This window comes from Dictyobacter vulcani (assembly GCF_008974265.1).
GTDB lineage: Bacteria > Chloroflexota > Ktedonobacteria > Ktedonobacterales > Ktedonobacteraceae > Dictyobacter > Dictyobacter vulcani.
Map to the genome: position 1 here is coordinate 3,235,798 of NZ_BKZW01000001.1, position 18,567 is coordinate 3,254,364.

At 50.7% G+C, this 18,567-nt stretch carries 14 protein-coding genes; 4 read left to right on the plus strand and 10 right to left on the minus strand.

Going from position 1 to position 18,567, the window contains the following annotated elements; genetic code table 11:
• Nucleotides 1-11 precede the first annotated feature (11 nt).
• Both KDW_RS35885 and aceB read left to right on the plus strand, forming a co-directional pair.
• Complete coding sequence (locus tag KDW_RS35885) at nt 12-299, plus strand: SEC-C metal-binding domain-containing protein (protein WP_371876254.1); 288 nt, start codon at nt 12-14, stop codon at nt 297-299.
• A gap of 139 nt (nt 300-438) precedes the next feature.
• On the plus strand, nt 439-2,046 hold the full coding sequence (aceB, locus tag KDW_RS13635) for a malate synthase A (RefSeq protein ID WP_151756461.1): 1,608 nt from the start codon (nt 439-441) through the stop codon (nt 2,044-2,046).
• A gap of 57 nt (nt 2,047-2,103) precedes the next feature.
• Here aceB and thrS read toward each other — a convergent pair whose 3' ends face one another.
• The 4 genes from thrS to KDW_RS13655 all read right to left on the minus strand — a co-directional run bounded on the left by thrS (nt 2,104) and on the right by KDW_RS13655 (nt 6,683).
• A complete protein-coding gene (gene thrS / locus KDW_RS13640) occupies nt 2,104-3,894 on the minus strand; it encodes a threonine--tRNA ligase (RefSeq protein ID WP_151756462.1) in 1,791 nt (596 codons plus the stop codon).
• Nucleotides 3,895-4,399: 505 nt separating this feature from the next.
• Complete coding sequence (locus KDW_RS13645; RefSeq protein WP_151756463.1) at nt 4,400-5,326, minus strand: hypothetical protein; 927 nt, start codon at nt 5,324-5,326, stop codon at nt 4,400-4,402.
• 217 nt (nt 5,327-5,543) lie between these two features.
• Nucleotides 5,544-6,128, minus strand: a complete 585-nt coding sequence (locus KDW_RS13650) for a hypothetical protein (protein WP_151756464.1) — start codon at nt 6,126-6,128, stop codon at nt 5,544-5,546.
• 159 nt (nt 6,129-6,287) lie between these two features.
• Complete coding sequence (locus tag KDW_RS13655; protein ID WP_151756465.1) at nt 6,288-6,683, minus strand: hypothetical protein; 396 nt, start codon at nt 6,681-6,683, stop codon at nt 6,288-6,290.
• Between the two features lie 813 nt (nt 6,684-7,496).
• Here KDW_RS13655 and KDW_RS13660 point away from each other — a divergent pair.
• Nucleotides 7,497-9,476, plus strand: coding sequence for a nitrilase-related carbon-nitrogen hydrolase (locus tag KDW_RS13660; RefSeq protein ID WP_151756466.1), 1,980 nt, complete (start codon nt 7,497-7,499; stop codon nt 9,474-9,476).
• A gap of 65 nt (nt 9,477-9,541) precedes the next feature.
• Entirely contained in the window at nt 9,542-12,529 is a 2,988-nt protein-coding gene (locus tag KDW_RS13665) for a sensor histidine kinase (protein ID WP_151756467.1), read from the plus strand.
• 7 nt (nt 12,530-12,536) lie between these two features.
• Here KDW_RS13665 and KDW_RS31710 read toward each other — a convergent pair whose 3' ends face one another.
• From KDW_RS31710 to KDW_RS13690, 6 genes are all read right to left on the minus strand, one after another.
• A complete protein-coding gene (locus KDW_RS31710; protein ID WP_160145872.1) occupies nt 12,537-12,701 on the minus strand; it encodes a hypothetical protein in 165 nt (54 codons plus the stop codon).
• A gap of 320 nt (nt 12,702-13,021) precedes the next feature.
• A complete protein-coding gene (locus tag KDW_RS13670) occupies nt 13,022-14,359 on the minus strand; it encodes a deoxyribodipyrimidine photo-lyase (protein WP_151756468.1) in 1,338 nt (445 codons plus the stop codon).
• A gap of 551 nt (nt 14,360-14,910) precedes the next feature.
• Entirely contained in the window at nt 14,911-15,828 is a 918-nt protein-coding gene (locus tag KDW_RS13675) for an AAA family ATPase (protein ID WP_151756469.1), read from the minus strand.
• Nucleotides 15,829-16,586: 758 nt separating this feature from the next.
• Nucleotides 16,587-16,865 (minus strand): hypothetical protein, encoded by a 279-nt coding sequence (locus KDW_RS13680; protein ID WP_151756470.1) that lies wholly within the window; start codon nt 16,863-16,865, stop codon nt 16,587-16,589.
• Nucleotides 16,866-17,208: 343 nt separating this feature from the next.
• On the minus strand, nt 17,209-17,403 hold the full coding sequence (locus KDW_RS13685; protein ID WP_151756471.1) for a hypothetical protein: 195 nt from the start codon (nt 17,401-17,403) through the stop codon (nt 17,209-17,211).
• The gene (locus KDW_RS13690; RefSeq protein ID WP_151756472.1) at nt 17,400-18,443 is read right to left on the minus strand and encodes a CHAT domain-containing protein; all 1,044 of its coding nucleotides are present in this window, start codon (nt 18,441-18,443) and stop codon (nt 17,400-17,402) included. Before KDW_RS13690 ends, KDW_RS13685 begins: the two co-directional genes overlap by 4 nt.
• Between the last annotated feature and the right edge of the window lie 124 nt (nt 18,444-18,567).

The window sequence follows — 18,567 nt, forward strand, 5'->3', positions numbered from 1 at the left end:
CACAGCGCAAAATGCCTGCGAACATTCACACCAACGCCGACGAGCTGGCGGAGGCCAGTGGTCAGGCGAAGAGTGATGAGCAAGAACTGGCCAAAAAGTCGGCCAGACAGGCAAAGGCCCGCAAGGATGCCGGTCGCGCGGTTGCTGCTAATCGTTCAGGTGTGCCCGCTACGCCGCGCAATGGCGTTAACAGCTCGGTTGCCACAACGACTGATGCTAATGGCTTGCCTCGCGTTGGTCGTAACGATCTCTGCCCTTGTGGTAGCGGCAAAAAATATAAAAAGTGCCACGGAGCCTGATCACATTTTCGCATCAATGCCCGTAGAGGTCCTGCCTCTGCGGGCACCTCCATTTTACTGTCAGCAGCGTTTTGTCAGCAGGAACCCACGATTCTCGTCGTATTAAGGTGGTGTATTCTTTCATCGAAAGGGGCTGATTATGACTGATCAACAGTTATCCCACGTGGTTGAAGGCGTGGAGGTACGGGCTACGGTCACACCGGAGTTTGCTGAGATCCTGACCCCAGAAGCTTTACACTTTGTTGCTTTACTGGCTCGTGCGGTACGCGAAGGCCGGCGTACATTGTTGGAGCGTCGTGTCAAGCGTCAACGCGAAATCGATGCCGGACAACTCCCCCATTTCTTGCCTACCACCGAGCATATCCGCCGTGGCGATTGGACAATTGCGCCTCTGCCCGCTGATCTACAGGATCGGCGCGTCGAGATTACGGGTCCGGTCGAGCGGAAGATGGTTATCAATGCCTTAAACTCGGGGGCAAAGGTCTTCATGGCCGACTTCGAGGACGCTCATTCTCCCACCTGGACCGCGACTATCCAGGGCCAGATCAATGTACGCGACGCGGTTCGAAGGACTATTACCTATCAAAGTCCAGAAGGTAAACACTATCAGCTTAACCCACAGACCGCCGTGCTGGTGGTGCGCCCGCGTGGCTGGCATCTGGATGAGAAGCATGTCTATGTGGATGGAGAGCCCATACCAGGTGGTATATTCGACTTTGGTCTCTATTTTTTCCATAATGTCCAGCAATTGCTCAAGAACGGAACCGGACCCTATTTTTATCTGCCAAAACTGGAGAGCCATCATGAGGCGCGTTTATGGAACGAGGTCTTTGTGCTGGCGCAGCGTACGCTTGGTATACCTCAAGGAACGATCAAAGCCACGGTGTTGATTGAGACTATTCTGGCCACCTTTGAGATGGATGAAATCCTCTATGAGTTACGTGAGCATTCAGCAGGACTTAATTGTGGACGCTGGGATTATATCTTCAGTGTGATCAAGAAACTCCATCAGCATCCGCAGTTCCTGTTACCAGACCGGGCTCAGGTGACCATGACCACGCACTTTATGCATTCTTACTCACTCCTGACTATTCGTACCTGCCATCGGCGCAATGCGCCAGCTATTGGTGGTATGGCAGCGCAGATTCCGATCAAGAATAATCCCACGGCCAATGAAGAGGCTCTATCCCGCGTACGGGCCGATAAGCGCCGCGAGGCCAGCGATGGCCATGATGGTACCTGGGTGGCCCATCCAGGATTGGTGCCCATCGCGCTGGCCGAATTCGATGCTATCATGTCGACGCTTAACCAGATTGCGCGTAAGCGTGAGGATGTCGAGGTGAGTGAAGCAGATCTGTTGCAGATGCCTGGAGGAACGATCACAGAGGCCGGCCTGCGTAACAATATCAGTGTCAGTCTGCAATATCTGGAGTCCTGGCTGCGTGGCAATGGTTGTGTTCCGATCAACAATCTGATGGAAGATGCGGCCACCGTTGAGATCTCGCGTGCCCAGATCTGGCAATGGATACGTCACGAGCAGGGTATCCTGGCCGATGGTCGTAAAGTAACGTTGAACCTGTTTCACGAGTTGATGGCAGCAGAATTGGATCTTCTGGAGGAGCAGTTGGGTGAGCCTGACTACGCCAACAGCAAGTTTTCTCAGGCGGCCAAAATTCTGGATGAACTGATCTCTACAGATACCTTTATTGAGTTTTTGACCTTACCCGCTTATAAATATCTGGCCTGATGGCAGCGGGAACGGAGCGCGAACAACAATTTTCGCGCTCCGTTCCCATTCGAGTGGTTAGAGTTCCAGGCTTTTGCTGGAAGCAATGCCTGAGACGCGTTCGATGAACTGTGTCAGCGGAAGCGATTTCAGATCAACGTTTGTACGCAGGCGCACCGAGACGGCTTCGGCGGTGGCTTCTTTGTCACCGACCACAAGCATGTAAGGAATCTTTTGCATCTGCGCATCCCGAATCTTGGCGTTCATGCGCTCACCGCGTATATCAACTTCGGCGCGGATACCTGCCGTTTTCAATTGTTCTAATACTTTATAGGCATAGTCCTGGTGGCGGTCGGCAATAGGGATGATCATGGCCTGCACTGGTGCCAACCAGACGGGAAATGCTCCGGCAAAGTGCTCGATCAGCATGGCCATGAAGCGTTCTGTGGCGCCTGTGACGGCACGGTGAAGCATGACCGGGCGGTGTGGCTGTCCATCCTCACCGATATATTCCAGTTCGAAGTTCATCGGCTGTACAAAGTCCAGTTGGATCGTCGAGCACTGCCATTCACGACCTAACGCATCGCGGACCATGAAGTCAAGCTTGGGACCATAGAAAGCGGCTTCACCAATACCTTCTTCATACTGGATACCTTTGCTCTCGACTGCCTCGCGCAAGGTCGCTTCTGCTATTTCCCATACCTCGTCACTACCAACATACTCTGCCTTCTTCTGGGGATCACGCAGTGAGAGGCGGATCCAGTAGTCCTGGAGTCCATATGTTTCAAAGACCTCCAGTGTCAGATTGACGGAGCGATTAAACTCTTCCTGGATCTGGTCCGGGCGCATAAAGACATGGGCGTCGTCCTGGGTCAGGCTGCGGACGCGAGCCAGTCCTGTCAGGGTGCCCGTTTTTTCATAGCGGTAGAGCGTATCGGACTCGGCATAGCGAATTGGCAACTCGCGATAGCTGTGCATCTGCGATTTGAATAGCAGGATGTGGTGTGGGCAGTTCATGGGTTTGAGTACGTAGGCATCATCATCCGACGCTTCCTGATCGCCCTTCATGACCGGAAACATATTCTCGCGATACGTGTACCAGTGTTTGGAGGTTTTGTACAGGCGCACTTTACCGATATTGGATGTCCAGACGTGCTGGTAGCCATAGCGCTCCTGCGTTTCACGGACATAGGATTCCATCAGGTGGCGTAATGTCTCGCCGCGTGGATAGAATTGTGGCACGCCAGCACAGACATCATCGCTGAACGTAAAGAGTTTTAATTCGCGTCCCAGTTTGCGGTGATCGCGCTTCTGTGCTTCTTCCAGCCGCCAGAGATACTGATCCATCTCTTCCTGCGTGAACCAGGCCGTACCATAGATACGTTGGAGCATTGGACGATGTTCGTCGCCACGCCAGTAGGCACCGGCGACCCGCATCAACTTGATGGGACCAATCTCGTCTGTATTCCCTACATGCGGTCCACGGCACAGATCCAGAAAATTTCCTTGCTGATAGATGCCAACCTCAGCATCCGAAAGATTTTCAATGATCTCAACCTTATAATCCTGTCCCTTTGTGTGGAAGTATTCCAGAGCCTGCTCGCGTGGCCAGCGATCGTGCTGAAAGGGATGTCGGGCCGCGATAATGCACCTCATGCGTTGCTCAATCTCTGGTAGATCATCGGGGGTCAGAGGACGTGGAAGATCAAAATCATAGTAGAAACCATCTTCAATGGCCGGCCCAATCGCAAATCTGGCATCCGGGAAAATCTCCTGAATAGCCTCGGCCATGACGTGTGCAGCGGAGTGGCGCATACGCTGAATCGGCGTATAATTCATCGACTCCTGGAGTTCGATTTCAACCGACATAATAAAGCCTCCTTAGCTGGCAACAACAACAAAAAAACCTCTTCATCCCACACTGGGACGAAAAGGTCTGATACTTTTCGTGGTTCCACCCTGCTTCCGCGTCTCCTCGCTCTGCGGCTAGCATCAAGCCAGCCGTACCATCTCGTGCAAGAAGAACGTGCTCGTGCACCCTGTAACGCAGGTGATGCGTGTACTTTACTGTCTCAGTACAGACTGGCGAGGGGTATCTTGCTTCTTGCTGGTTTGGGGGAGCACTCTCAGCCGCTGATGCTTCCTCTCTGTGCACCTCTGGGAAGGGACATGGCTCGCGTCATGGCCTTGAACGGTTTACATACGCGGTGACAGCCTCGTTTGTGGAGTACTCTCAGGCGCATATCTACTAATCCATTCAATGAATAATAACATGATCTCCTGATGCCTGTAAAGTGCTTGTTACAACCGACAAAAGACGGTCCGTGAAAAAACGGACCGTCTTTTGTCGGCTACTAACCTGGAGAGTGGATAACTATTGAGCGTCGTCCTTCCGGTTGGCCTGATGGATATTGTGCTGATGTCCTTGCATGCGCTGTTGAGCGCCATTATTATCATGCTGATTGCCATAATGAGCATTGTGCTGGCGGTCATAATTATCATCATATTGGAGGTTATGGTGAGTATTATGCTGGCGGCCATAATGCCTGCTACTCTGATAGCCATGATGCATGTTGTGCGGACTATCAGAGTTGTCACTATCCTGATTGCCATAATGATTGTCACCCTGGCGGCCATAATGCTTATCGCCCTGATCACCATCATGATTATCGCGCTGGTTGCCATAATGGTCACCATCCTGGCCATTCTGATGATGATTATTTTTATGGTGGTAAGTATTATTGTCACTGCTATTACCGCTATGCCCAATCAGGTTGCGCAGCAGATTACTGACGTTGATAGTGTTACCATTGGTATTGTTATTGTTGGCGTGAGCATCGACCTTAATCTCAATTGGGCTGGTTGCACCACCACCTTCACTAAGCGGGATACCTGTTGCGGTATCAATTACTTTGGCATTAACGACGGATAGAAGCGGCAGGCTTGAATTACAGGCAAAAATGGTATCCGTACCCATGGTTCTATTAGTAACGGTGAACGGCTGGGGGGCTGGCGGAGTTGTGGCTATAAAACTTTGCAGAAGCGAGGCATTGGAATCAGCCATAAACAGGTAGCCTGGGTTCGATGTGATGACCACGTCACCAGCTAAAGATTGTCCAGGAAGCAAGGTGGCTATGACGCTACCAGAGTGTCCGCAGTTCACACCACTAACGACAAATGTTGGAGCGACAACGTCCGCTGAACGAGCACTGACCGGCAAGGCCAGTCCTGCTGTGGCGCCCAGACTTATAAAGCTGATAGCGAGCGTTGAAATTATATGTTTGGTAGGTATGCTTTTCATGGAAGATTTCCCTTTTTATCACTATATAAGTAAGCATCCTTGCTTATTGTTATCAGTGCTCACTTGACTCCATGCATAGATCAAGAAATCCCAACCCAGGTTGACCTGTCCCAGGTTTTTTCCTGGCGATGAGCGCACTTGTGCTTCGTGTAATTAGTGATTATTGTAGTTATCATGATTGTTGTGACTATCATGATGGTTATGGTCATCGTTATTACTAATGGCTATTGTTATTATTGTGATGATGGTGTCTATTGCGACCATAGAGGCGATTATAGAGCCGGTTTAGAAGTTCAATCGTGGTGGCGTTATTGTTATTATTGATCGCACTCGCATCAACCTTAATGTTGATGGTCCCAATGCCTTTTCTACGTGCGCTGCCAGCTTTGATCATGTTTCCGTGAATCACAGTGGTGAGTGTCGCAAGTCGGTTACAAGCTTGAACGACATCGACAGTTGCAGTGTTATTGAGAATCGAGAATGGCTGTGGTGTTGATCCAGTGAATTCTCGTGAAAAGGCGGTATTAGTGTCGTTGATGTTGGTTGGTGAGGAAGCACCAGTTGGTGCGGCCGCACCAGCTGCCGTGACCACTACACTTCCTTCAATTGCATCGCCGGGCAATAAGGTGGCAATGGTTACCTGATTCGGGCACAGTGCTCCCGCGCCGCTGAGAACTGTGGTGGGCGCAACTATATCGGCGGATCGTGCGCCGGCTGGTAAAATCAGGCCTGCCGCAGTTCCCAGACTGACGGCGCTGATACCCAGGACCATCAGGAAAGGTTTCACTCTTTTAATAAACATAGATTTTCCCTTTAAGTATAGAGAGAAACAGCATCCCTGCTCGCAGAACGGTGTTTTATCCCACATATAGTTCAGGATTGCTTTATACTGCCAGTTGGCAGCTACTGAAGTAGCTATAAAACGGGTCTACTTCAGTAGCCAACCAGCTAGTTTATTGATCTAGTCATCGTTGTGATGATTGAGTTGGGCCTGTTGGTTATCGTTGTTGTTGTCGTTGTTGTTATGGATACGATTGTTGTTACGGAAATGTGGGCGGTTGGTCGTGTGGATATTGATGCGATTGTGGAGTTTATTGCTCAGGTGAATATCATTGTCATTGTGGTTATAGTTGTTGGCAGTCGCATTCGTACAGACAATCACTGCCCGCTTAAAGAAATCCTCAGATTCCTCTTTGAATTCTACTTCATTTCTGCTAGGCGAACAAACATCTGGGTCATGTCTGGGACCGTCTGCGGGATGGGCGCTAACTGGCATAACAAAACCGCTTGATGCGCCCAGGCTTAATGCGGCGATTCCTAATGATGCTAGCAATGGCTTAATACTTTTGAAGTTCATTGTTGTGTACCTTTCCATATAGAATATATTTATGACCGTCCGAATCATGCTATAAACCTATTGAGCATAAATGTACTTTCATGCTATTTCCGTAATCGGAATGTATACATCGCTTTTCCTGCTTGAATGCATGGGGTGCAGAGTGAGCGGATGGCCTGTTGAGCCCTCTTGAACATAGCTGCATCTGTACTCCACAATGGTCACATCCAGATAGGATGCGGCGATTACCTATAGGTTTAATAAGCTTCTGCGGATACCTTCACCGTACAGTGAGTTTTATCCTGCATCTTAAGTAATCGAGAGACAAAATGTTAACTTTAATAGAATCATATAGAATAAATTTGATATAAGACTTAAAATGTGTACGCGATTATACATAGGAAGGATGGTATACGATTCGTTAGTCATGGGTACGTAGTCATTGCTGTGGTGGATAAGATCTATGGATAGTCAGGTCTTCTTTGTCGTATAATCTCGGCCTTTGTATTGATATTTTCAAGGTCATGACTACAGTATTGCTGTGGTGGTAAAAGTATCGCTGGAACGATATGCTATTCTTCCGAGAAAACCTTGAGGATAAAAGATAAAATACATGGACGATGAGAAACAGATAGGAAGTGCCTTGAGGAAGGGATAGGATAGGAAAATACTGAAAGAGAGAGGAATCGACCCCAAAGTACTACAAAAATGCGAGAAATTGTGTATAGTAGAGACTGATTAGTGTTATAATACAAGGGATAATCACGATATATTCAGCATATTATTTCAGTTATGGCTTTCCCATAGTCCTACAGCAGGAGCACAAAAGCTTTAATGAGCTCTTTCTTCACACAACAACCACCGATCTCCACTTACCGAGTTGCTGCTATCCAGTATGAGCCAACTCTAGGCGAGAAGGAAAAGAATATTCAGGATCTTCTCCGTCTGGTAGAAGATGCAGCAGCGCATGGAGCGCGGTTGATAGTCTTACCAGAAATGGCAACAACCGGCTATTGTTGGCTTTCTGGTGATGAGATTGGTCCATATACGGAGCCGATCCCCGGTCCAACCACTGAGCGTTTTCAAGCATTAACCAGCAAATATGCTTGTTACGTTGCCCTGGGTTTACCAGAGGTAGACCCGGATACACAGGTTTTCTATAATAGCATGGTATTACTTGGTCCGGATGGGGTGGTTGGTGTGTATCGAAAGGTGCATCTCGATATTGGTGATCCACGCTGGGCGCGCGATGGTGATCTTGGTTTTCCTGTCTGGGATACCCCATTGGGACGCTTGAGCGCGTTAATCTGTGGTGATGCCAGATATTTCGAGGCTGCTCGTGTGGCGGCCCTGCATGAAGCTGACGTGTTGCTCTTCCCAACCAACTGGGTGGATGAGTCCTGCCCCAGTAGTTGGTGGATGGCGCGCGCTTTTGAAAACCAGATGTATGTCATTGCGGCCAATCGCTATGGCCGAGAGCGCGGGGTGCAGTTCCGGGGTGGTAGTTGTGTGTTGAATCCAGATGGCTCGCTCCAAACCTTTCTTGAGGAAGGTGAAGGGATTGTCTATGGTGAGGTGGACCTGCGGCGTAGCCGGGATAAACGTTGGTTGAAGGATGGCGCGTTGATTGGCCATTCCCTGGCGGATCGACAGCCGGCGGCTTACCGAGCGGTGGTGCAAAATAGTTATTTGTGGGAGCCACTGCGCTATCACAGTCTCTATGAATTAGGCGAACTGCCCACGGGCCAACTTTCTTGTGCGGGCATTGTGCAGATGGACCTGGCAACGTTTGCTGTAACTCCAACGACTTCTCCCACTGAGAGAATTCTGGCCCTGCAAAACTGGCTGCAAACGTTAATGCGAGATAATGCCCCGGCCATGCCGGATGTACTGGTGCTGCCTGAACTGATTTTGCCCGGTCCCGTGCCTCAGCAGTTGCTTGAACAGAACGATACTGTCGCCCTGGCCGCCCATTTCCAGCAAGGCGCGATTCAGGTTCCGGGACCTGAAACAGAGGTCATGGTCTCGCTGGCCAATGAGTTACAGATCAGTTTAGTCCTGGGTGTTGCCGAGCGGGTAGAAGGGGACAGGTTTTATAATACGGTCCTCTTGATTGATCCAGAAGGGGTGTATGGCATCTATCGTAAAATACACCTGAGTGAAATGGATCGCTTGTGGGCTACGACCGGAGATCTCGGTTTTCCAACCTTTGATACGCCGGCTGGTCGTATTGGTCTGGCTACTGGCTATGATGTCCTCTTTCCCGAGACGCTGCGTGTACTTGCCAGTAAAGGAACTGATCTGGTTTGTGCGCCGACTCTCCTTAATTTTCCAGTTCCGATCGGCCTACAACTGTCTCATTCAACATCGTTGATGAGCGATGGCTTTGGTCTCAATGAGCCGTTCCATTTTATGATCTGGCGCACGCGTGCCGCAGAACACAATGTCTATCTGGCCCTTGCAAACTGGTTTGGTACGGGCCATGGCATACACGCCAACGGTTTGAGTGGCATTTTCTCCCCGGGTGGTGCTGGCCCTTACACACTGTCTGAAGTCATCGCTGACGAGGATGAGGAGGGGTTGATGATGATGACGATCGATACCCGTGAGCAGCGGACAGGACGGAAGACCACGCGCATGTTAGAGTATAGCCCTGGCGATATGGCTGGATCATTAACTGGTGAATTGGCATATAATATCCTGGATTCGATTCCTGGCAATCTTGTTCGCAGTAAGCCATTGTTGCGGAAACGTCAACCATTCTGGTATATGGATCTTGTACGCATGAGTTTACGGCAACCACCTGAGAAATAGACCTGCCGGCCTGGCTATCGATCTGAGGGCCTGCCAGGGATAGCTATGCGTGCAGTGGAGCAGGCATGAAGACGATAGCACTTGAGCAAATAGATCTGGCCTCGGTGCAAAAGCGGTATCGCTATAGTGTGATAGCGGCAATTTTCGCTATCTGTTTTGTCGTGATCAGTGGAGGCTGCCTCTTCTTCATGAACTGGCAGCTTCCAGATGATGATTTATTGCCACACGTTGTGATTTTGCTCACGGCCTGTATTGGTGCTTTCTGGTCCTTTCAGGTAGCGTACTGGATGAGATCTGATGCTGAAACCCTGGATACGCCTGGCCACTCCGCCTGGTTATTTATTGCTTTTGGCTTGCTGGCGCTTGGCGTACGGGGCTTCTTTGAAAATATCATTGTTTCCCTACCCGCTAACCACTTTCTCTTTTTCTCGCGCTATGTCATTTTTTGCCTTTTTTATCCCTGCTTATTTATTGGTTTTCGCCGATTGCCCGGTAGCTCCACGTTGCGCACGAGTATGGTGGTTGATATTTTAATTACAACCTGTTGCCTTGCTGGCATCTGCTGGTATTTCTCCATGATTACACCCGTACTACAGCCAGCTGCTGGTATTAGTTTCAGCGACTGGCTATTTCGTTTGCGTATGGCGTTCCTCTTAATCTCAGGTGATATCTTCCTCCTTTTGATGTTGGGCTTATATGCTCAGCATGCTCTAAAACCGAATCTACGGCGTGCCACCTGGATTGTTGGAATTGGCCTTTTCGTTACTCTTCTGGGAGATATTGGTTGCAGTTGGAGCGATGTTTTTCGTATAGCTCCTGCTCCAGAACATCCTTTGATTCATCTGACCTGGATTGTCAGCCCGCTCCTGATCGGCCTTGCGGCGCTTTATCACTATAATCTCCAGATGCGTGGTTATACGCAAAGTCAGGATGTTCATACACCTGGAACTCTCAACGTTGATCAGACATATGTAAAGCAGTATCAAGATCGAGGCGCATACTGGTGGAACATTCAAAATATGTATGTTCCACTGGCTTTAATCCTGGGAACACTATGCATCATTGAAGTGATGTATGTGCATAGTACGAGTAGTGAGGCGGTAAATAGTCTTTTCCTGCTCAGCTCAGTTGTTGGGATGCTGATTGTGGTGCGGCACTTTTTTGCGACCCGCGAGAATGAGGTATTGTTGAAAGAGCGCGATCAGCGTTTGCAAGAATCCGATCAGGTGCGCTATCTGGTAACTCAGTTGAGCGACATATTGGAACTGGATGTATTACGAGCGCGCATCTTGAATGTACCCATCTCACAGTTTGGTTTTACTACTGCCATGGTTGTGCTGCTGGATGAATATGACCAGCCGCTCACTGAGCGTTCTCACCTCTATATCAGTACGGCCTCGCGACTGACCAATGTCGTAAATTGCCGTGTTACGGGCGACAACATTCTTTATCGGCTGGTTGCGGAGCGCCAGGAATGCGAGTTGCGCTGGCCGACGCATGCACGTGAACTCCCTTCCGAGTTGCGCTTGTGGCAAGAGCGGCAGCACATTTCTTCCATGCGCTTTTTTCCTATTATCTACCAGGGGAAGATTCTGGGAAGCCTGGGCGTGGCTCGCCATGTCCTCTCACGTACGAATGCATTAATGACTTCTCTGGTACGGAGCTATGTTGAGCAGATTGCGATCGTGATTGAACATGCCTGGCTTTATCAGGAGGAACAAGAACGTGAGAAGTTTGCCCGCGCCATGGTGAATATATCGACACGTTTGAATACAGCAGCTGTGGAGCCGGTCGAGATCAGTCAACTGATTTGTGCCGAGGGTGCCAGTGCATTACATGCGGATTATGTGGCATTCTATGCCAGGCGAGCGGAAGGTTTACTGGAGCCACTGGCGGTTAAAGTTCCGGATCAATTGGAACCCGCTCAACCTCGTGACTGGCCCCCGCTGCACCTGGTTGAATACGAGCAAGAGGCGCCGCAACTACTCCAGCCATTTCTGTTAGAGGTTGGCCCAGCGCGCCAGACGCAGCTTTTACCTGAGAGTGGACCACAGGTAGTGCCTGACCGTGGACAGCAGCCTGGAGCACGCCAATTCGCCTTGCGAGGCAAACTGATTCGGCATCGTATCTATACAGCTATTCTGGCTCCCCTTGTCACTGGTGGTCAACTCAATGGACTCTTGATTTTTGCCCGGTCGGTCCCGCCTGGAAGCAATAGTGATCCATCATTTGAAGAAGATGACCTCACGAATGCGCAGGACTTTGTGGAGCAGGCCAGTGTAGCATTTACCAACGCCCAACTGTATCAGCGTCTGAGTCGCGCCAATGAGCAACTCAAAGAACTGGACCAGATGAAGGATCATTTTATGATTACTGCCTCTCATGAGTTACGTACCCCTTTAACTGCTGTACAGGGGTATATCGAGTTGCTGGCCCAATATGATGAGGTGCTTCCACCAGAGCAGCGGCGCGAATTTTTGCAGAAGGCGCAATTGGGTTGTGAAGAGCTAGCGATCCTGCTGCGCAACGTCATGGATGCCAGCCGTATTGAGGCTGAGTCTGCCGTCAAGCCAGCTTTGATCAGTCGCGTGGCGGTAAAAAATATGCTGGATAAAGTGATGGTGATGATTGAGCCACAGGTTACCCATGAGCGGCGGCAGGTGAACTGTAATGTACCGGCGCAATTCTATGTTTTCGCCGATCCTCTCCGTCTGCATCAGGTGTTAATGAACCTGAGCACTAACGCCCTGAAATACTCACCTGAGGGCACGCCAATCACTTTTTCAGCTGAGCTCTCACTGGAGCAGGAGATGTCAGTGATCATCAGTGTTTCTGATCAAGGAAAAGGCATTGCTCCACAGGATCAGGCACGGCTGTTCCAGCGTTTTTATCGGTTGGAAAGTGATATGAACAGTCCTGTCCGTGGCTCTGGACTGGGACTCTATATCTCGCGGCGCTTGATTGAAGCCATGGGTGGGAAGATTTGGATTGAGAGTAGCGGAATTTCGGGGGGCGGGTCTACATTCCATATACTGTTGCCCATGGCCAGATAAAGGTGGTCTACTTTTTATTGCTGCTGGCGGCTGCTTCGGCCTGTTTTTTTACCAGCAAGGGAGCGTGTTGCTCACAGAAACGAAAACTGCGACCGCCAGCCAGGAGCTGTGCGTAGGCCGCTGGCTCGCCGCATGTATCACAGCGACCGACATGTGTTTTTACTGCTTTCATCTGAAATGAAAACCTCCTCGCGCATCTATTGTGTAGTAAGAATATGTTCAATCTAGAAGTATAGATCTCCCCCTTATGATATCACAAAGTCGCGTGTCGAAGAAACGCGTGTAGCGGCAGCGCTCGCCGCTGCGACCTGTTCACGTCCGAGCAAGCAACTCCCACGCAACGGCAGCGCTTGCCGCCGCCCCCGTTGCACGTACAGACAAGCCGTACGCCGCTACGTCAGGGCATTTTGATGAGGGGATGCTGGCCGTATTTCGCGATATAGTAGTGTGTATCCATTTTACGTTTCATCCCACTGGCAGCCATATAGCGGATCAAGCCAAAGATGGATCGTTCGTGCCAGGGTCTGTCATGGAGTCCACCAATGGCCCAGCTAATACCTGTATATCCATTCGCATCTCTCCATCCAGTTCGTATTTGTCATTGAGATAAACGGCGATATTAAAAGCCTGTTCGGGCGTCTCACTCCACTCAAGGATCTTTTTGGCCCAGTACATCCGCATATAGCCGTGCATACGTCCGGTGACGACCATTTCGTTCTGGGCGGCATTCCAGAGCTCGTCGTGGGTTCTGGCTTGCTCAAATTCCTCCAGGCTGTAGATCCATTCGCGTGGGTCGCTGGCGTGTTTTTGCAGAGTTTTACGGCCCCAGGTCGGGCAACCCTCTAAAGAATCGTAATGGGGATTATGAAAAGCGAAGTTGATCGCCAGTTCACGTCTGATAATCAATTCTTCCAGATAGGCAGCTTTGCCACCGGTGATATCAATATGCGCACTGCCAGTTTCTTCCGGTGTATAGTGTTCGACATCCCAGGCCAGTTGCTGCACCGAGATCTGACCAAAGTGCAGGTAGGCTGACAACTCGCTGGTGCCGACGAGCTCAGGATTATTGCGCTGGTCTGCATAGGCGTGCAAGCGTTGCTTGAGCAGTCGCTGAATGCTTTTTTGAGCCTCAGTATACCCACCATGAATATCCTGAGGAGGGCGCACACTGGTGTCGATCTGTAAGCTATCCAGATAGCGCAATGGCTTTTCAGCCTCTCCAGGATCGCAAGGGGGCTGGGTCAGTGGTTGTTGGACCTCAACGTCGAGTAATGGTTGCAGGAATGCTGGCAGCAGGTGCTGTATTTTTGGGCGGATGGTCCGGGCGGCATATTCCTGTTGGGGATGACACCACATTGGCACGATGGTATCCGTATCCACACAGATGAAAGGAACCTCTAGTTGCTGCTTTACATCCTGACGCCATTGAAGGGGAAAGCGTAGCTCGCACATATCGCTCACTACAGCGGCGGCTTGTAACTCCCGGGCGATCTGGGTGACCTCCGTAGCCGGTGCACCTCGACGCATAATCAAGGGGATGCCGCGCTCTTTTAAATGTTGAGCTGTTATGGTTAGCCCTTCAAGCATAAACGTATAGTGTCGCAGATTGGCCAGTGGATAATCCGTGACGACAAAGAGGGTGACTACGGGCAAGTGCAGGATATTGCCAAGGATGATAGCGGTATTTAAGGCATGATTTTCTCGACCCCGCTGTGCGCGCTGCATCCAATAGAGCACACACTGAGCAGGTTCGGTGCATGTACCAGCATGCCAGACCTGAACGCGTTGTCGCTGATCGAGTCCCTGTACAAAATGTTCTATATCAATCATAAAAGTATTGTTATCCCTTCCACTTAATTTCAGTCATAAAGAGGAGACGCCTTACGTGTAGAGAACAGGGTAAAAAAAAGAATGGCAGGCTACGTCATACCGGCGTATCCTGCCATTCTCCAGGTAGGGGGAGACTTACAGATGATCGGATTAGTCTGTTTTAGTATGTGAGCAATGGGTACTGCTATCTGGATCAAAACTACAACGTCACAAGTACAAATTCCAGGTACTATGGAAGGTCCGGAGCTTTGCTCAACAGTCAACTTCCAGGTCCGGTCTCTGTTCAATGTGCGGAGTTTCGCTCAACAGAATGGACTGGCACCCTCAGCACTCATCGCTCACTACTAAAAACAGTATACTCCTCCCTGCTTGACTGGCTCTTTAATTCTACTTAACTATTTCTTCATCGTATTAGCTCCCATGACAAGCCTATGGGTAATTACTGCTGCGTTTTAAATCGCTTTCTATAGAGAAGATATGCATAGAAGTCTTACATAAGAAAAAAACAGGGGTCCATTGCATCCTGACAATGGACCCCTGTTTCTGGTTATTTAATGGGCTTCTACCTGTGCGTCTACCGGCACTTCAACCGGTACCGTTGGTTCGCGGATATCGATAGCTAATTCGCCATTGGCGGCACTGACATGAACCTCGCCATTCTGGGGAATATTGGCCAGCAAGATGCGCAGGCTCAGTGGTACGGTCAGGAGGCGTTCAATGACACGGCGTAGTGGACGGGCTCCCTGGGTCTGGCTAAAGCCTTCCTTACAGAGCAGGTCAATCGCGCTATCCTCTGCATGCAGAACCAGACCCTGTTCGAGCAGGCGTGCAGCCAGATCATTGATCTGCAGATGTGTGATGGCATGCGTCTGTTCCTTATTTAGAGGATGGAAGATCACGATATCATCGATGCGGTTCAGAAATTCGGGTCGGAAGGTTTCGCGTAACCGTTGTAGCAGGCGGTCGCGCTGCATCTCTTCCGCTGTCTCTTTAATGCTGGCGCGGAAGCCGCTGGGCATCGAGCGTCCAAGCATATCTGTACCGACATTGGAGGTCATAATCCAGATGGCGTGCTGGGCATCTACTGTATGTCCCTGAGCATCTGTGAGGCGACCAGCATCAAAGACCTGCAGGAAGAGATCAAAGACTTCGGGATGAGCCTTTTCGATTTCGTCCAGCAGAACTACACAATGCGGACGGCGACGTAGTTTGCCGGTTAATTGACCCTCTTGATCGTAGCCTACATAGCCAGGAGGGGCACCAATCATCCGTGAGACGGCGTGCTTCTCCATATACTCTGACATGTCGACGCGGATCAGATGTTCATCCGAGCCAAAGACCTCTGCCGCCAGGGCGCGGGCCAGTTCCGTTTTACCGACGCCGGTTGGTCCCAGAAACATAAACACACCCGAAGGACGATTGCGTGGCTTGAGTCCTGCGCGTGCCACGTTGAATGCCTGTTGCGACACGCTTAACCGCTTATCCTGCGAGTGACGGTGACTTCAGCGGGACTCCAGGCTCTGAGCAGAGCATCAGTTTCCTCACGTCCCTGGGAGCGCGCCGGGAATGCCGTTGGGTTGCGAGACCACCTCGGCAGATTTCATGGCGCTGGTAATCACAGTTGAGGCTCCAAATCTCGTCGAGATATCTGTTCATGTGATCGTCCTTCAATTGAGAAGACACGAGCCTGTGAACAGGCCTCGTACAAACGCTAAGCTTTTATCTGCAGGCGCAAGATATGGGGAGAATTTGGACGGAAAGATTGACGCGCTCAGGCTTCCTCGGATGATCGAGGGTGGTGTCTGATGATGCTCTTCATGAGTACAGCATCATCATCCGATAGCTGTGGGTAGTAGCGCCAATACAGCGCAGTCGGCCACGGCAGTGCTGGTTGAGTATACCGCTGCTCGATACTGCCATCGGCGGCTCGTCTGACCGATCAAGAGATGCATTCATCAATGAAGAGGATGATGTGCGCGCGTTTCCATCTGGCAGTGCTTCAATTCACGCGATATTTGCTGAGATGTAGTCGTCAGTTAACGCAGCTCGGACCTTCCAGATTGCGCTGGTTGATTTCATGCGTTTTGTGCCGTCATCACCAGAGTCCACTCGAGTCAGGCGATCGGATTATGTATCGATTCAGGCGTTTTTGCGCATCGGTGGACCACCTGATAATCGCTGGCGTCAACATGGTTGTTGTGCCGAGTCAGATCAATCTTATACGTCCTTAGTTATCTATTAATGCATTTTTTTCTCGACCAATCAGCGGCGTTAACTGTTTGTTGCTGGCCTGTTTGGTCAGATCTCGTCCCAGTTTTTCGAGGGCGGAATTACCTCCCTTGGCGGCGATAATCAGGATTAATCGCACCAGGAAGATCATTGACCAGAGAATCAGGATTGGCAGTCGCTCGCTGGGGAACCAGTTCGATGAGCGCATGGGCATTACTGGGTCAGGATCATCTCGATCAGTTGATTGGATTAATGCCCAGCTTGGTGAGTAACTCATGGGTAACACCATCACCTTCACTCAGGACGGCCTGGGCGATCGCCCGCTCGTCAACCGAGGGGAGCCGGCATTGATGGCGTTATGTTTCTGCGGTCTGGAGGATCTCTTTGCAGCGCCGTGTCGCAGAATAGGGTGTCACTGGTTGCTTTACCAGAACCCAGGGCCAGCCGGATCACGTCGCGACCCTGTTTGGGTGAGATAGCCTATGAGCGCGGCAGGATGGCGTCTGTGCGTACAGGCCACCATCAAGCCTTGGTCAGGGCGATAACAGAGTGTGGGCGTGCCCCAGATAATCCTTATGCATTACGGCGCGCCTCGCCCAGTGCGAACTCCAGGACCGCCTTCATAAAAGCGTCGGTCCGGGGCATTGCCTTGCGGAAAGTAGAGGCGACATCAATTGACTATCGTCGAACGGATCAATATGCTGCTCAAACTGACGTTCTTTATTGGAAAGGGTGCTCACGACCAGACGTTGGGTTGGATCTCCATACAGGACAAACGAGAGCCAGGATGTATCTTCTTGGATAGTGCTGATCATGGCGATACGCGCACGGCCGTAACGCTTTCACCCACTGCTACACCATCCGCGATATCCTGATAGAAAAGCATCATAAACTCGCGGGCGCGGGCGGCTGGAATCGGCCAGCGCTCTATTACCACTGCTCCTGCACCGGCGGCCAGAATCGCACCTGCCAGTTGTTCGGCTCGTTCATCGCGATCCTGTCCATTGGTGAGCATACCTGTAGCTGCGCGGGTGGGACGTTCCTCTTCGTGATAGCTGAGGAAGACCAGCGGATGTTTGGGGAGTCCCTGAAAAAGTTGCTCAAGGGCTGCCCCATCCAGGCGTGCATTGCCGCCCAGCGCGAGGGCTGGCTCATCGTTGGAATTCATCACTGGCATTGGACCAGCATAATGTAGCACATGCGGGGCATCGGTACTCATGCGTACCCGCATCTCCAGTTGATTGGCTTGCTGGCGATACAAAATGATGCGTGTCACAGATTCAGGCAAACCGGTACAAAGGGAAGCTACTTCTTCCTCTGCTCCTGGACGGTCGCTGGTTGGATTGACCAGGAAGAGCACCGAGAGACCCTGAGTATCACGTTTATTGGCTTTATTACGCGTCACTCGATCCAGACTCGCGGCACGCTGGGTGCTCTCACGATCCTGTAGGAGCGAGCGGCCAACGCTAAGAGCCTGACAGAGATAGCGCCTGGACTTGTTATTATTATCAAAAAGCAATTCCCAGGGAATATCAGGAGTATTGGTGCTAATAAGCAGTGCGGAATCGAGCCGGCGTACCATTTCCTGGAGCGGGGCAGGAAGCAATGAGTCGAAAAGAAAACGGCCTAAGGAGAGCAAGGCATCATTTGTGGGTCCCGGCTTGGCAGTCTGGCGACGCCCATCACCGGTTTGACCGGCTTGAACAACCGTGTGGAGCGCACGTCGTAGCCGCTCCCGCTGGTCCGGTGTCAGGTCCGTACTATACTCCTGGCCAGTTGGGCCATCGGGAAGATCAAGACGAAACCGGTAATTTGTCTCTGTACGTATTATGCTTAATAGGGCTGGTTGTTCCATGAATACTTCTCTTCCACAATCTTCCCGTCGATCGTAATATCTACGACTGCTACAAAAACACACATGAGTTCTCAGCAAAAGCAGTATACGTGTCTTAACTGCAATGTGTCAATAGCTCGGATTA

Bases quoted from the DNA above. Each gene is read 5' to 3' on its own strand.
- KDW_RS13680 (WP_151756470.1), bottom strand. From the start codon at position 16,865: ATGAGTTACTCACCAAGCTGGGCATTAATCCAATCAACTGATCGAGAT.
- KDW_RS13690 (WP_151756472.1), bottom strand. From the start codon at position 18,443: ATGGAACAACCAGCCCTATTAAGCATAATACGTACAGAGACAAATTAC.
- KDW_RS13650 (WP_151756464.1), bottom strand. From the start codon at position 6,128: ATGTTTATTAAAAGAGTGAAACCTTTCCTGATGGTCCTGGGTATCAGC.
- KDW_RS13685 (WP_151756471.1), bottom strand. From the start codon at position 17,403: ATGATCAGCACTATCCAAGAAGATACATCCTGGCTCTCGTTTGTCCTG.
- KDW_RS13655 (WP_151756465.1), bottom strand. From the start codon at position 6,683: ATGAACTTCAAAAGTATTAAGCCATTGCTAGCATCATTAGGAATCGCC.
- KDW_RS13670 (WP_151756468.1), bottom strand. From the start codon at position 14,359: ATGATTGATATAGAACATTTTGTACAGGGACTCGATCAGCGACAACGC.
- KDW_RS13645 (WP_151756463.1), bottom strand. From the start codon at position 5,326: ATGAAAAGCATACCTACCAAACATATAATTTCAACGCTCGCTATCAGC.
- KDW_RS13665 (WP_151756467.1), top strand. From the start codon at position 9,542: ATGAAGACGATAGCACTTGAGCAAATAGATCTGGCCTCGGTGCAAAAG.
- KDW_RS35885 (WP_371876254.1), top strand. From the start codon at position 12: ATGCCTGCGAACATTCACACCAACGCCGACGAGCTGGCGGAGGCCAGT.
- aceB (WP_151756461.1), top strand. From the start codon at position 439: ATGACTGATCAACAGTTATCCCACGTGGTTGAAGGCGTGGAGGTACGG.
- thrS (WP_151756462.1), bottom strand. From the start codon at position 3,894: ATGTCGGTTGAAATCGAACTCCAGGAGTCGATGAATTATACGCCGATT.
- KDW_RS31710 (WP_160145872.1), bottom strand. From the start codon at position 12,701: ATGAAAGCAGTAAAAACACATGTCGGTCGCTGTGATACATGCGGCGAG.
- KDW_RS13660 (WP_151756466.1), top strand. From the start codon at position 7,497: ATGAGCTCTTTCTTCACACAACAACCACCGATCTCCACTTACCGAGTT.